Genomic DNA, 14,477 nt, shown 5'->3' on the forward strand with positions numbered 1-14,477 from the left:
GGCTTCCCTGTTCGGGGAGGGTGCAGGTGAGCGGTATCCGTCCGGTTTTGTCTGATGAGTTACGTCCGCTTCAGCCCCTCTTTGGGCTCACCACGTACAACATCGCCTCATCGGCCGGCAGGGAGAGCGAACTCCGCGCCAGTTCTGTGGCGATCTGTACGGATCCCTCCAACGGTCCGCCCGCCGCCGGGACCAGCCGCGCGTGCGGCAGCCGCCGCTCCAACTCCTGCTCCAGGGGTACGACGAGGGCGGCACCCATCCTGAACAGGCCACCGGTGAGACTGACATGAGCCTCGCCCCGCGCCGGACAGACCGCGGCCGCGGAGTCGGCCATGTGCCGGGCCGCCTCCCGCAGGATTCCCCCGGCGACCGGGTCGCTCTCGGCGCAGGCCGCGACCTGGGGCGCGAACGAGGCGAGGACGGCGGGCCGGTCCGGCCGCGGATAGAGCCGGCCGGGCAGCTCCCGGACCGGTCCGAACGACTCCTCGGCCCGGGCCAACAGCGCCGCCGAACCCCCGGACCGCCCGTCGTGGGCCCGCAGGGCGGCCTCCAGCCCGGCCCGCCCGATCCACGCGCCGCCCCCGCAGTCGCCCAGCAGATGACCCCAGCCGTCCGCCCGGCGCCAGGACCCGAGGTCGGTGCCGATCGCGACGAGCCCGGTACCGGCGGCGACGACCGCACCCGGGCGCGGTCCGAGAGCGCCGGTGTACGCGGTCACGGCGTCCGCGACGAGCGCGACGTTCCGCACCCCGAACTCCCGCTCCAGGGCGCCGGGAAGCTCCGCCCGCAGGGCGTCGCCCAGGCTCGCGAGACCGGCCGCCCCCACCACGGCGGTGTCGAGCCCGTTCACCCCGGCGCCGGGCAGCGACGCCCGCACCAGGGGGACCAGTTGCTCCATCAGATGCCCCGGATCGATGCCACGCGGCCCCGTCCGCACCGGCACTCGCGACTCCCGCGGGGCCGTGACGCGCCCGTCGGGGGCCCCGACGACGACCCGCAGCCCGGAGCCGCCGGAGTCGACGGCGAGGAACCCGTCCCCGCAACCGCGGTCGGCCGCCATGTGGGGGGCGCCCCTTTCCTTGCCGTCGAAGAGCTCGATGCGGAGGAAGGGTAGCGCCTGCGGGAGGGACGGGGTGTGGAGACTTGCCTGGGTATGCGGGGTGTCGGTGGGGGCCAGTAGAGTGACGCGCCGTGGCACCACGACCCTTGTACGAACTTGTCGAAGCAGGCTGGGCGAAGGCTCTCGAACCTGTGGCCGAACGCATCGCGCACATGGGGGACTTCCTCCGGGCGGAGATAGCGGCGGGCCGGACCTATCTGCCGGCCGGGGCGAACGTCCTGCGGGCCTTCCAGCAGCCCTTCGACGACGTCCGCGTCCTGATAGTCGGTCAGGACCCCTATCCCACGCCGGGAATGGCGATCGGGTTGAGCTTCGCGGTGGCGCCCGAGGTGCGTTCCCTGCCGGGGAGCCTGGAGAACATCTTCCGGGAGATGCACTCCGACCTCGGACTGCCCAGACCCTCGAACGGCGATCTGACGCCGTGGACCGAGCAGGGCGTGCTCCTGCTCAACAGGGCGCTGACGACCGCCCCGCGCAAGCCCGGCGCGCACCGCGGGCAGGGCTGGGAGGAGGTCACCGAGCAGGCCATCCGGGCGCTGGCGGCGCGCGGCAAGCCGCTCGTGTCGATCCTGTGGGGGCGTGACGCCCGCAACCTCCGCCCCCTGCTCGGCGACCTCCCGGCGATCGAGTCGGCCCATCCCTCGCCGATGTCGGCGGACCGCGGCTTCTTCGGCTCGCGCCCGTTCAGCCGGGCCAACGACTTGCTGGTCGCCCAGGGGGCACAGCCGGTGAACTGGCAACTGCCGTAGCCCGCCGCCCGCGCCCCCTGCGTCCTGACGTGGCCCCGCTCCACGGGTCAGGTCAGGACGAGTTCCAGGACGGTGACGGACAGCGGCGGCAGGGTGCTGGTGAACGCGGCCGCGACCCCGGTGACGGTGCTCGTCCTGGGCACCAGCGCGGCGGGGTCGGTCAGCGTGTTCGTCGCGGTGCGCGAGGGGCCGGTCAGGACGGTGGCGGTGGCGTTCCTCCTGACTCCCTTGGCCAGGCCCCTCAGTTCGACCGGCACGTCCACCTCCTCCGTCCCGCAGTTGACGACCGCGACGTAGAGGCGGTTCCCGGCACGGGTGGCCACCGTGGCGAGCCCGGGCAGCGCGCGTGCGGTGGCCGGCAGCACCGTGTCGCCCAGCCTGCTCGTCAGCATCTGCTGCGCCCAGTAGCTGGGTGACACATAGCTGGTCAGGTTGTCGTAGGCGATCAGGTTGGTCGCCCAGACGTTGTTCTTGACGTGGGAGAACAGCGGTGCGTAACACTCCATGAGGACCTGGTCCGAGTTGCGGATCAGTCCGGCCAGCCAGGCCGCGTCGCCCAGTGCGGCGTTGAGGTCGGGGGTGGGGCGGCCCTCCTGCGCGGCCCACTCACCGACGAAGACCTTCGTCGAGTCGCGGTCCCTGTTGTCGTACTTGTGGGTGGCGGCCTGGGCGGCGGACGGGGCCAGGTAGTAGTGCTCGTCGATCAGGTCCGGGGTGCGGCTGGTGACGGTGGTCGTGGCGATCAGCTTCAGGTGCGGGTACTTCGCCTTGATCGCGTCGTGGAACGCGGTGAACCGTTCGTCGTAGGACCCGGAGGAGTCGAACCAGTCCTCGTTGCCGATCTCCACGAACTCCAGCGGGAACGGACTCGGGTGGCCGTCGGCCGCGCGCCGGGCGCCCCACGTGCTGGTGACCGGGCCCGTGACGTACTCGATCTCGTCGAGGGCGTCCTGGATGTACGGCTCGAGCGCGTCGCCGGTGACGTGTTCGCCCTTCAGCGTGTAACCGGCGAAGACGGCGAGGACCGGCTGGGCGCGCAGGTCCTCGACCCACTCCAGGTATTCGAGGAGCCCGAGGCCGTCCGTGGACCAGTAGCCCCACGCGTCGTCCATGTGGCCGGGGCGTTCCCAGACCGGGCCGATGGTGTTCTTCCAGTCGAAGCGGGTCGCGATGGTGTTGCCCTCCAGGAAGTTTCCACCGGGGAAGCGCAGGAACTTCGGCTTCAGTGCGACCAGTTTCTCCATCAGGTCGACGCGCAGGCCGTTGGGCCGGTCGTTGTAGGTCGGCGGGAAGAGGGACACGTGCTGGAGCCACAGGGTCCCGCCCGCGGCGGCCGGGTCGGCGGTGGTGACGGTCAGTCTCGCGTCGCCGGTGACGGGGGTGCCCGAACCGGTGCGCAGGGTCAGTTCGAAGGGGCGGTCGGGGAAGGCCGTACCGATGTGCGGGATGCGCGCGGAGGCGTACACCGTCGCGCCGTCCGCCGACTCGATGGCCACCGTGAGCGGGCCCGTGCGGTGCGATGCCTTGGCGAACAGGCGCGCGGTGTAGGTGGTGCGCGGACGCACGGGTATGCCCCAGAAGCCGTCGTTGGCCACCCCGGCCCGGTTCCCCGCACCGGTACCGCTCGGCAGCACGACCTTGAGGGAGCGCTTGAGGACGTCGTTGAGGGGGGTGGCGGTGTCGAGGGCGAGGGTCGTCCCGCCGACGGCGGACCAGTGCACGGGTGCGGTGTCGTCGGCCATCATCGAGCGGTTCTGCACCAGCTCGGCGTAGATGCCGCCCTCGCCGGAGTGGTTGATGTCCTCGAACATCAGGCCGGGAAGGATGGGGGAGACGGCGTGCGCCGGGTGGGCGACGTCCACGCTCAGCAGCGGTGTCGTGGTCTCCACCGGCACTCCGGCGAGGGTCGCGACCTGGTCGGAGGTGAGGGCCGTCGGGAACAGGTGGACGTCGTCGATCAGGCCGTGCCACTGGTCGACGTGCCCGCCGCCGTAGAGTGCCCGGCCGACGGCGGTGTCGCCGGTGCCGGCCCAGCCCGCGGTGTAGGCGGTCTCCCCTTCGAGCACGCCGTTGACGTAGAGGCGGGTGACACCGGCCGAGGGGTCGCTGACGCCGACCAGGTGGGTCCAGGTGCCGGTGGTGGGGGCCGAGGCGGCGGCCGCCACAGCCGCGTTCTGGGTGGCGTCCGAGTCCAGCCGGGCGAAGGCGAAGGTGCCGGTGTCGTCGCGCAGCCCCAGGTAGAAGGCGCTGACGACCTTGCCGTCGATGCTCACGGCGGTCTGGTAGCCGCCCAACTGGGCGAGGTTGACCCAGGCGGCCACCGAGAACGCCTTGGAGGTGTCGACGACGGGCCCGGACGCGGTGGCGTCGCCGCCGGCCGTGAGGTTCAGGCTGTGGGCGCCGACCTTGCCGGTGTCCCAGCCGGCCGCCCCTTGGAGCGTGGCGGTGTGCGCGTTGCCGGACGCGTCGGCGGCTGAGGTGCCGGAGCCCTCGTCGAAGGTCCAGTGCGCGGCCGCGGCGGGGAGGTCCACGGCGGTCGCGGCTGCGGTCGTGCTGGAGCGGTCGGCGGCCGAGGCCGGGGTGGAGGCGGCGAAGGTCCCGGCCAGGGAAGCGGCACCGAGGGCTGTCAGGACGGTCCTGCGGGACGGTCCGGGTTGTGAGGGCATGCGGAAGTTCCTTTGTCCGTCGGTGAATCGGCGAAAGGCGAAAGGCGAAAGGCGAAAGCGAAAAGCGAGACGCCGCTCGGGGAATCGGCGGGCCGGCCGGGAGCGACCGGGAGGGTGTCCTCGCGGAGCGGTGAGGCCGCCCGCGGTGTGGAGCGAGGGGGGCCCGCCGGTGGGAGGCCGACGGGCCCGCGGTGGAGGCGTCCGTCGGGTCAGGGGGCGATGGTCCAGCGCTGGCAGGTGTTGTCGAGCTGCTGCCACTGGCGGACCGCGGTGCCGTTGGCCGTCCCGCAGTTCGCCACGTCCAGCGTCATGCCGGTGTTGACGTTGGTCAGGGTGTACTGGCTGCCGACCGCGGTGACGTCCCACTGCTGGCAGGTGTTGCCCAGCGAGGCCCACAACTGGACGGCCGTGCCGTTGCTCTGCCCGCAGTTCCTGTCGTCGAGGACCGTGCCGCTGTTGACGTTGGTGATGGTGTAGTGGCCGTTGCCCGCACTGGTGAACTTCCACTGCTGGCAGGAGTTGCCGAGCGAGGCCCAGATGTCGATCGAAGTCCCGTTGGAGGTACCGCAGTTCACCGCGTCCAGGACCTTGCCGGAGTTGGGGTTGGTCAGGCGGTAGGCGGTGCCGGCGACGGGGAAGTTCGCGGTCGGGGTGGTGTAGCCGACGGAGGTGATGTCGGCCTGTACGGCGTTGTCGGCTGCGTCGGTCGGGTAGCCGGAGGTCATGACGCCCTCGAAGAAGGAGCCGTCGGACCCGTTGCTGTCGTCACCGCCGGTGCCGAGGACGATGGCGCCCTCCATGTGCATCGGGGTGTATCCGCCGAGGTTGGGAAGGGCCCCGTTGTACCAGGTCGTCAACGAGCCCGACTGCGCGTTGCCGCCCTTGATCGCGTAGGTCGTCGTGCCGTTGTTCTTCTCCATGGCGGTGACGTACTCGCTGGAGTTGCCCTTGTTGTTGGTGTTCGAGCCGTTGCCGCCGGCGAACAGGCCGTTCTCCAGGTCGGCCTGGACCCACGGCCCCGAACCCGAGCAGGGGGAGAACCAGCACTCCGTACCGAAGTTGATCGCGTCCATGTGACCGTTGCCGGTGTCGTTGGAGGAGGTCTCGGCGTTGCCGTAGTCGAAGCAGCAGCGGTTGTTCACGTGGTGGCCGCTGGTCACCATGTACGCGCCCTCGGGGGAACTGCCGGTGGCGATGCCGGTGGTGCTGTTGTCGCGGTAGCCGACACCGGCGGACACGAAGACGCCGTACGCCGCGTGGCCGCCGACCGTGACCGGCAGGGCGTTGGCGATCGCGCCGACGTCCTGTCCGCCGTTGCCGCCCGGCCCCTCGACGGTCAGGTCGTTGTGGTTGGGGCTCTGGTCGTAGATCTTGGTGATGACGCAGGTCGTGCCCGAGCAGAAGGAGTCCTGTGCCGCGGCGTTGGCGTAGCCGCCGGGGCTGAGCACGCCGATGTCGGTGGTCGCGCCGTCCGAAGCGCGCTTGACCTGGTAGAGAGCGCCACCGTAGGAGGCGTAGAGCGCCCGCGTGGTGCTGTGTGCCGCGGCACACGGGGTCCCCGCGGAGGCGTAGATGTCGCAGGGCAGGGACGAAGCGGCCTGCGCCGTGCCCGCGATGCCGACGATCCCGGCGAGGATCCCCCCGACGAGGGTGAGGACCGCCCCCACCGTCAGCAGGAGCCCTCTCAGGCGTCGGCCTGTCACTCGACCTTTCACTGTGAACCTCTTCCGTCGTTCGTTGTTCTCTCGTCCGGCGCCGCAGGCTCCGGGAGATCTCGATGTGGGCGCTAACAATGAGAGCCCGCGGGCGTCGTCACTTGGTCGAGCTGCGCGGGAAGGGCGATGGGGGAGAGGGCCGGACTGCGGGCCACGCCGGCCGTTCGGTGTAGCTGGAGAGCATCACGGCAGGTCAGAGCAGTGGGGACGGGAGACGAGCCGAGGACCTGTGCGGATGCCGTTCTCGCAAGGTCGGAAATTGAACGGCCGGTTCCGCGCCCCGCCTTTTTACGGCCGGATGAATAGGGGGTCAACAGTGTCGGACAGTCAAGAGTGCGGAAACAAAACCTGTGCAGTCTGTTTACCCGGGTCTGCGGCCGGACCGGAAGGGATCTTGTGCGGATCGATAACAGCAGGTCAGAGAGGTTGCGAGGGAAGGCATAGGGGACGCAAAAACGCGCAGGGGAGGGGTCCGGGCGACCTTGACCCCCGTGGAATGTGTGCGCTAACAATTCGTCACGGCCCGCTCCTCCACCGGAGAAGTGTCCGACCGGAAAAACGTGACGGCGCGTGAGGAGGCGGAGCATGGACGGGGATCGCGCACCGGTCATGGCGGATGTCGCACGGATCGCGGGTGTCTCGCACCAGACCGTCTCCCGGGTCCTCCACGACCACCCGAACGTACGGGCCACCACCCGGGAACGGGTGCTCGCCGCCGTCCGTGCCCTCGGCTACCGGCCCAACGCCGCCGCCCGCACCCTGGCGACGCGCCGCACCCGCACCCTGGGCGTCATCAGCTTCAACACCACGCTGTACGGCCCCGCTTGCATGCTCTACGGCATCGAGCAGGCGGCCAGACAGCACGAGTACTTCGTCACCGTGGCCGCCGTCGGCACACTCGACCGACGTTCGGTCCTGGACGCCGTCGACCGGCTGCGCGACCAGGGCGTGGCGGGCATCATCGTCATCGCGCCGCAGACCGCCGCGGTGGGCGCACTGGCGAACGTGCCACCGGACGTGCCCCTGGTCGCGGTGGGCTGCGGCACCCACACCGCGCTGGCCTCGGTCGCCTTGGACAACGAGGCGGGAGCCGAACTCGCCACCTCCTATCTGCTCGACCTCGGCCATCGCACGGTGCACCACCTGGTCGGGCCGCGTTCCTGGCTCGACGCGCAGGAGCGCGAGGCAGGCTGGCGCGGCACCCTGGAGAAGCGCGGGGCCCCCGTGCCCCGGGCGCTGTCCGGCGCCGACTGGACGGCCCGCACCGGTTACGAGCACGGCCGGCGGATCGCCGACGACCCCGAGGTCACCGCGGTGTTCTGCGCCAACGACCACATGGCCCTCGGCCTGCTGCGGGCCCTGCAACAGGCCGGGCGCCGGGTGCCCGAGGACATCAGCGTCGTCGGTTTCGACGACATGCCGGAGACCGAGTACTTCGGCCCGTCGCTGACCACCGTCCGCCAGGACTTCGACGAACTCGGCCGGCGTGCCCTGCGCGCGCTGATCGAGATCGTCGGTGATCCGGACGCCGGCATCCCGGCATCCGGCGACACAGCCCACATCGTCATCCCGCCCAGCCTCGTGGTGCGGACCTCGGCGACCCGCCCGCGCCCCCGAACGGAAAGCCCGACATGACAGCCCCCCGCTAGCACCTGACCACCAACTCGCCTGCCAGCACAGCCCGTTGTGAGCCGCGTGCCGTACGGAGCAGCGCTGCGCCGTCCGTGAGGACCGGCCGTGTCCTCCGCGAGTACGACAGCTCCACCCGGGCCCACCGCCCCCGAGCGGCCGGCCCCCGCAGACCTGACTCCATGTCAGGCACCTCTGCGCCCTCGCCGCGCTCACTCCGATGAGTGAGCCCCCGCCCGGCGACCACAGCGCCCTCCGCCCCCACCGCCTCCCAGCGGCCCCTCACACCTGCCCGCCCGCCCCCTGGCACCGGTACGCCCGTGGACAGGTGTGCGCTCCCAGTGCTCCAGCGCTCCCCCTCGCCCCGAGACACCCCTCCCAGGACACCCCAGGACACCCCCAGACACGCCCAGAAAGGCGCCGATCACCCATGATCCGCAGCAGAAGGTCCCGCACCCTGGTCGCCGCGACCGCCGTGCTCATCTCGCTCGCCGCCGCCGGCTGCTCCAAGAGCGCGGGCGGCTCCGACGCCTCCGGCTCGACCGGTACCAAGGCCGCCGCCCCGGTCACGCTGGCCGGTTCGGTCACCTTCAACCAGGCGAACCTCGCCAAGCTCGACGCCTCCCTGAAGTCCGCGCTGGCCGGCAAGGACCTCTCCAAGGTCGACATCGCGATGGTCGTGAACGTGGCCGCCGACTACTGGAAGGCCGGCCAGGTCGGCTTCCTCAAGGGCTGCTCCGACCTCGGCATCGCCAAGAGCAAGTGCACCTACTTCGCCCCGCCCAACGGCAAGTTGACGGAGCAGAACTCCGAGCTGGAGACCCTGCGTTCGCAGGGCGTCACCGGTTACTCCATCTCCGCGATCGACCCCACCTCGGCCGCCGGGACCATCCACACCGACGTCCAGAAGGGCATCGGCGTCCTGGCGATCGACTCACCGCTGCCGGGCACCGACGCGGCCTCGCTCTACCTGGGCACCCCGAACTACACCGCCGGCTTCCAGGCGGGCACCGCGATGAAGCAGGTCCTCGGCGGCAAGGGGAAGGTGGCGATCCTGGTCGGCTCACTCACCGCGTCCAACGCCACCCAGCGGATCGCCGGCTTCGAGGCCGCGCTCAAGGGCACGAAGATCACGGTCGCCCAGAAGGTCAACGACAACCTCCAGGCAAGCACGGCCACTTCGGACGCCGAGACCATCCTCGCCAACAACCCGGACGTCAACGGCCTGTACGGCGTCTACTCCTACGACGGTCCCGCGCTCGCCCAGGCCGTCACCTCGGCCGGCAAGACGGCCTCCGTGCACATCGTCTCCGACGACTCCGACGCCCAGACGCTGAAGTTCATCAAGTCGGGCGTGATCTCCGGGACCGTCGTGCAGATGCCGTACCAGCAGGGCTACACCGGCGCGTACATCCTGGCCGCGGAGAAGGTGCTGGGCAAGGACAGGACGATGGCTCTCGTCAAGCCCTACCTGGAGAAGGACGGTTCGACTCTGAGCTCCGGCGTCGGCCTGGTCACCAAGTCCGACCTGGGCGACTACCAGGCCCTCGAGACCAAGCTCGGGATCGGCTGAGCATGACGGCCACGAAGAACGCCCCCGGCCGCGCGGTCACCGCACGGCTGCGGGGGGTGCACAAGTCCTACGGCCCGGTGCGCGTCCTCGACCTGCCCGAACTCGACCTGTACGCGGGCCAGGTGGTCGGCGTGGTCGGCGAGAACGGTGCCGGAAAGTCCACACTGATGGGCACCCTCGCCGGATCGGTGCACCGGGACGGCGGCGAGATCCTCATCGACGGCGAGGCTCTTGTCGCGGGGTCGACCGAGGCGGCGGGTCAGCTCGGGGTCGCCATGGTCTCCCAGGAGTTCCCGCTGGTCGGACAGCTCTCGGTCGCCGAGAACCTGCTGCTGGGCCGCCGCCCGCGCGAGTCGAAGCGCCGGTTCCTGGTGGACCGTGCGGCCCAGCGGGACGAGGCGAAGGCCATGCTGGCGGAGATCGGCCTGTCCGCCGCGACCGTCCCGGTGGGCCGGGAGGTGCGCACCCTTCCGGTGCCGACCCGCCAGATGATCGAGATCGCCAAGGCCTGGGGGCGCGAGCCCAAGCTGCTGATCCTGGACGAGCCGACCTCCTCCCTGGGCCCCGTCGAGGCCGAGATGGTGCTGGGCCTGGCCCGGCAACTGGCCGAGCGCGGCGGCACGGTGCTGTTCATCGGGCACCGCCTCGACGAGGTGCGGGACATCAGCGACCGGGTCCTGGTGCTGCGCAACGGCAGGCTGGTCGCCGACCTCGAACCGGCCGAGGCCACCGAGGAGCGGCTGATCCGGGAGATGGTCGGCGGCGAGGTGGCCCAGGGCGAACCGAAGGCACCGCCGGCGACGAGCCCGGTCCTGCTGCGGGTCGAGGGCCTGACAGCGGACGGCCTGGGACCGGTCGACCTGGAGGTCCGCGAGGGCGAGATCCTCGGCGTGGCCGGGCTGATGGGCTCGGGCCGCAGCCGTCTGGTCCACACGATCGCCGGCGCACAGCCCTCCACGGGCGGCCGGATGCACCTGGGCGGCGTGCCCTACCGGCCCCGGGGCGCGGGGGACGGCGTGGCGGCCGGGATCGCGCTGATCCCCGAGGACCGCAAGGAACAGTCACTGGTGCTGTTCGCCTCGATCCGGGCGAACGTCGTCGTCTCGGTGCTCAAGCGGATCAGCACCCGCGGCCTGCTCGGCCCGGGCCGGGAACGTGCCGAGGCACGGAAGATCACCGAGAACGTCAACGTGCGGATGCAGTCGGTGGAGCAGCCGATCGGCTCGCTGTCCGGCGGCAACCAGCAACGCGCCATCTTCGGCCGGGCGTTCGCCGCCGAACCACGCCTGCTGCTGCTCGACGAGCCGACCCGCGGTGTGGACGTCGGTGCGAAGGCCGAGATCTACAAGCTGATCGACCGGGCGGCCGAGCAGGGCATGGCGCTGGTGGTCGCCTCCTCCGAACTGGAGGAACTGCTGTGGATCTGTCACCGCGTCGCGGTGATGAACCACGGGCGGGTGGTCGCGGTCATCGACCGGGCCGACGCCACCAAGGAGCGGATCATGACGGCCGCGGCCGGTACCGCGCCTCTTGAGGAACACCGAGTGACGAACGGAGCCACAGCATGAGCGCGCAGACCACGCTCGCCCCGAACGAGGTCGCGTCGCCGTCCCGTTCGGCCGTGAAGACCCTCGCCCGCAGACTCGCCGCCTCCCCGGAGGCCGGCGTGATCATCGCCTGCGTGGTGGTGTTCGTGGCGATCGCCGCCAACGCGGAGACGTACACGGCGGTGGGCAACCTCCAGGTGATGGGCCGCGACCTGTCGCAGGTCGGCATCCTCGCGATCGGTGAATCCCTGGTCATCCTGACCGGCGGCATCGACCTGTCGGTGGGCGCGCTCGCCGGACTGGCGGGCATCCTGGCCGGCTGGCTGAACGTCGACGAGGGCCTGCCCGCGCCCGTCGCGATCCTGCTCACGCTGGTGATCACCGCCTGCGTCGGCCTGTGGCACGGGGTCATGGTCACCCGCCTCAACGTGCCGCCCTTCGTGATCACCCTGGTCACCTACACCGTCGCGCAGGGCACCGCCCTCGCGATCACCAGCGGCTCGCCCATCAACAACCTGGACCCGATGTTCAGCAGCCTGAGCCAGTACTACGTCGGCCGGGTCCCGGTCCCCGCGCTGTTCTTCGTGGGCGCGGCCGCCGTCGCCTGGTTCGTGCTGGAGCGCACCTACGTGGGCCGGCAGATCTACGCGGTCGGCGGCAACAAGGAAGCGGCCCGGCTCGCCGGCATCCCGACGGCCCGCCGGATCACCTCCACCTACGTCGCCAGCGCCGCCCTCGCCGGTGTGGTCGGCATCCTGGTGATCGGCCGTATGAACGTGGCCGATCCCTCGGTCGGCGCGGGCTGGGAGCTGACCGCGATCGCCGCCGCGGTGGTCGGCGGGATGTCGCTCTCCGGCGGCGAGGGCCGTATCGCCGGCATCGCGGCCGGCGCGATCCTGCTGGAGTTCATCACCAACGGCCTGCTCGCCCTCAAGGTCAGCCCCTACGACCAGCAGGTCGTCCAGGGAGCGGTCCTGGGCGTCGCCATCCTGCTCGACCGGGCACGGGCCCGCTACTTCGGCAGAAGCCGGAGTTAGGACAACGGGCGGCGACCTGGCCGACCCGGCGCCGGCATTTTCTCGAACTTCGATCGACATGGCGAACAACTGTGGAGGAGGCTGATGGTGAACACCGGAGACGACCCGGCCGGAAACCCGGAACCGTGCGTCGTGGGCGTGGACTTCGGAACGCTGTCCGGACGGGCCGTGGTGGTCCGGGTGCGTGACGGCGAGGAGCTCGCGTCGGCGGAGCACGTCTACCCGCACGCGGTCCTGGACCGCGAACTGCCGGACGGCACCCGGCTCCCCCCGGACTGGGCCCTCCAGGTGCCCTCCGACTACATCGACGTCCTGCGCACCGCCGTACCCGAGGCCCTCGCCCGCGCCGGGGTGGCGCCCGAGCAGGTCATCGGCATCGGCACCGACTTCACCGCCTGCACGATGGTGCCGACGCTGGCCGACGGCACGCCCCTGTGCGAGCTGCCCGCTCTGGCCGGTCGCCCGCACGCCTACGTCAAGCTGTGGCGCCACCACGCCGCCCAGGCGCAGGCCGACCGCATCACCACGCTGGCCGCCGACCGCAAGGAGCCGTGGCTGCCGCGCTACGGCGGGAAGATCTCCTCGGAGTGGGAGTTCGCCAAGGCCCTCCAGGTCCTGGAGGAGGACCCGGAGATCTACCGCCGCATGGAACGGTGGGTGGAGGCGGCCGACTGGATCGTGTGGCGGCTGTGCGGGACGTACGTCCGCAACGCCTGCACCGCCGGCTACAAGGGCCAGTACCAGGACGGCGCCTACCCGTCCCGGGCCTACCTGGACGCGCTCGCCCCCGGTTTCGCCGACTTTGTGACGGAGAAACTGGAGCACCCGATCGGTGCGTTGGGCGCGAAGGCCGGGCACCTGACGGCCGAGGCCGCCGCCTGGACGGGCCTGCCCGAGGGCATCACGGTCTGCGTCGGCAACGTCGACGCCCATGTCACCGCCCCCGCGGCGGCGGCCGTGGAGCCCGGTCAGATGGTCGCCATCATGGGCACCTCGACCTGCCATGTGACGAGCTCCGACCGGCTCGGCACCGTGCCCGGCATGTGCGGGGTCGTCGACGGCGGCATCCTGCCGGGCCTGTGGGGTTACGAGGCCGGACAGAGCGGGGTCGGCGACATCTTCGGCTGGTTCGTACGGACCGGGATGCCCGCCGAGTACGCCGAGAAGGCCGCGGCGGCCGGGCAGACCGCGCACGAGTACCTGACCGAACTGGCCGCCCGGCAGAAGGTCGGCGAGCACGGACTGGTGGCCCTGGACTGGCACAGCGGCAACCGCTCGGTACTGGTCGACCACGAGCTGAGCGGTGTGGTCGTGGGCCTGACCCTTTCGACCAGGCCGGAGGACGTGTACCGCGCCCTCCTGGAGGCCACCGCCTTCGGCACCCGGACCATCATCGACGCCTTCGAGGCGTCCGGGGTACCGGTCGGCGAACTGATCATCGCGGGCGGTCTGATGAAGAACGCCCTGCTCATGCAGATCTACGCCGACGTCACCCGCCGCCCGCTGGGCGTCATCGCCTCCGCCCAGGGGCCGGCTCTCGGCGCGGCCATGCACGCGGCGGTGGCGGCCGGGGCGTACCCCGACATCCAGTCCTGCGCACGGGCCATGGGCAAGGCCGACCGGGGCGTGTACCGGCCGGATCCCGAACGAGCCGCGGCCTACGACCGCCTGTACGCGGAGTACCGGGTGCTGCACGACTACTTCGGCCGCGGCACCAACGACGTCATGCATCGTCTGCGCGGTATCCGCGCCGAGGCGTCCGCCTGAGCGGTCCAGCCCCGCACCGCAAGCAGCTCCACTCGAAAGGAACCCGTCATGACCGCACCCGAAGGGCCCTCGACCGGCCAGGAGATCTGGTTCCTCACCGGCAGCCAGGGCCTGTACGGCGAGGACACGCTCCGTCAGGTCGCCCACCAGTCACGGCAGATCGCCGAACGGCTCGGCGCCGCACCCCGGATGCCGCTGCGGATCGTGTGGAAGCCGGTCCTCACCGACGCCGAGTCGATCCGGCGCCTGTGCCTGGAGGCCGGCGCCTCCGACACGTGTGTCGGTGTGATCGTGTGGATGCACACCTTCTCCCCGGCCAAGATGTGGATCGCCGGACTCAACGTCCTGGACCGGCCCGTGCTGCATCTGCACACCCAGTACAACCTGTCGCTGCCCTGGTCGAGCATCGACATGGACTTCATGAACCTCAACCAGGCCGCGCACGGCGACCGCGAGTTCGCCCACATCGAGTCCCGGGTCGGCGTCAACCGCAAGATCGTCGCCGGGCACAGCACGGACCAGCGGGTAGTGAGGCGGGTGGCCGCCTGGGCCAGGGCCGCCGCCGGGCGCCATGCGGCACGCACGCTGCGGCTGGCCCGCTTCGGCGACAACATGCGCGACGTCGCCGTCACCGAGGGCGACAAGGTCGAGGCGCAGTTGCGGTTCGGGTTCTC

9 protein-coding genes and 1 pseudogene are annotated in these 14,477 nt (G+C 71.0%); 7 read left to right on the forward strand and 3 right to left on the reverse strand.

Annotated features, from left to right (window positions below; translation table 11 throughout):
* Nucleotides 1–70: 70 nt before the first annotated feature.
* A complete protein-coding gene (locus ABZ098_RS37910; RefSeq protein ID WP_356598331.1) occupies nt 71–1,060 on the reverse strand; it encodes a BadF/BadG/BcrA/BcrD ATPase family protein in 990 nt (329 codons plus the stop codon).
* A 131-nt stretch (nt 1,061–1,191) separates the two neighbouring features.
* Between ABZ098_RS37910 and ABZ098_RS37915 the strand changes: the two genes are divergently transcribed.
* On the forward strand, nt 1,192–1,869 hold the full coding sequence (locus ABZ098_RS37915; RefSeq protein ID WP_356598333.1) for a uracil-DNA glycosylase: 678 nt from the start codon (nt 1,192–1,194) through the stop codon (nt 1,867–1,869).
* 47 nt (nt 1,870–1,916) lie between these two features.
* Here ABZ098_RS37915 and ABZ098_RS37920 read toward each other — a convergent pair whose 3' ends face one another.
* Nucleotides 1,917–4,535, reverse strand: coding sequence for a LamG-like jellyroll fold domain-containing protein (locus tag ABZ098_RS37920; protein ID WP_356598335.1), 2,619 nt, complete (start codon nt 4,533–4,535; stop codon nt 1,917–1,919).
* 209 nt (nt 4,536–4,744) lie between these two features.
* Nucleotides 4,745–6,238 (reverse strand): arabinofuranosidase catalytic domain-containing protein, encoded by a 1,494-nt coding sequence (locus ABZ098_RS37925; protein ID WP_356598337.1) that lies wholly within the window; start codon nt 6,236–6,238, stop codon nt 4,745–4,747.
* Between the two features lie 597 nt (nt 6,239–6,835).
* Between ABZ098_RS37925 and ABZ098_RS37930 the strand changes: the two genes are divergently transcribed.
* The 6 genes and pseudogenes from ABZ098_RS37930 to ABZ098_RS37955 form a co-directional block, all read left to right on the forward strand.
* A complete protein-coding gene (locus tag ABZ098_RS37930) occupies nt 6,836–7,885 on the forward strand; it encodes a substrate-binding domain-containing protein (protein ID WP_356598339.1) in 1,050 nt (349 codons plus the stop codon).
* A gap of 424 nt (nt 7,886–8,309) precedes the next feature.
* Complete coding sequence (locus tag ABZ098_RS37935; protein WP_356598341.1) at nt 8,310–9,452, forward strand: substrate-binding domain-containing protein; 1,143 nt, start codon at nt 8,310–8,312, stop codon at nt 9,450–9,452.
* A gap of 2 nt (nt 9,453–9,454) precedes the next feature.
* Nucleotides 9,455–11,020: a sugar ABC transporter ATP-binding protein gene (locus ABZ098_RS37940; protein ID WP_356598343.1), complete on the forward strand. Its 1,566-nt coding sequence runs from the start codon at nt 9,455–9,457 to the stop codon at nt 11,018–11,020.
* Nucleotides 11,017–12,036 (forward strand): ABC transporter permease, encoded by a 1,020-nt coding sequence (locus ABZ098_RS37945; RefSeq protein ID WP_356598345.1) that lies wholly within the window; start codon nt 11,017–11,019, stop codon nt 12,034–12,036. Before ABZ098_RS37940 ends, ABZ098_RS37945 begins: the two co-directional genes overlap by 4 nt.
* 84 nt (nt 12,037–12,120) lie before the next feature.
* On the forward strand, nt 12,121–13,803 hold the full coding sequence (araB, locus tag ABZ098_RS37950; RefSeq protein WP_356598347.1) for a ribulokinase: 1,683 nt from the start codon (nt 12,121–12,123) through the stop codon (nt 13,801–13,803).
* 48 nt (nt 13,804–13,851) lie between these two features.
* Nucleotides 13,852–14,477 (forward strand): annotated as a pseudogene (locus ABZ098_RS37955) (L-arabinose isomerase); the annotation flags it as partial.

Origin of the sequence: Streptomyces sp. NPDC006335, assembly GCF_040612795.1 — a bacterium.
Lineage (GTDB): Bacteria > Actinomycetota > Actinomycetes > Streptomycetales > Streptomycetaceae > Streptomyces.

Bases quoted from the DNA above. Each gene is read 5' to 3' on its own strand.
- ABZ098_RS37935 (WP_356598341.1), top strand. From the start codon at position 8,310: ATGATCCGCAGCAGAAGGTCCCGCACCCTGGTCGCCGCGACCGCCGTG.
- ABZ098_RS37940 (WP_356598343.1), top strand. From the start codon at position 9,455: ATGACGGCCACGAAGAACGCCCCCGGCCGCGCGGTCACCGCACGGCTG.
- ABZ098_RS37910 (WP_356598331.1), bottom strand. From the start codon at position 1,060: ATGGCGGCCGACCGCGGTTGCGGGGACGGGTTCCTCGCCGTCGACTCC.
- ABZ098_RS37945 (WP_356598345.1), top strand. From the start codon at position 11,017: ATGAGCGCGCAGACCACGCTCGCCCCGAACGAGGTCGCGTCGCCGTCC.
- ABZ098_RS37920 (WP_356598335.1), bottom strand. From the start codon at position 4,535: ATGCCCTCACAACCCGGACCGTCCCGCAGGACCGTCCTGACAGCCCTC.
- araB (WP_356598347.1), top strand. From the start codon at position 12,121: ATGGTGAACACCGGAGACGACCCGGCCGGAAACCCGGAACCGTGCGTC.
- ABZ098_RS37930 (WP_356598339.1), top strand. From the start codon at position 6,836: ATGGACGGGGATCGCGCACCGGTCATGGCGGATGTCGCACGGATCGCG.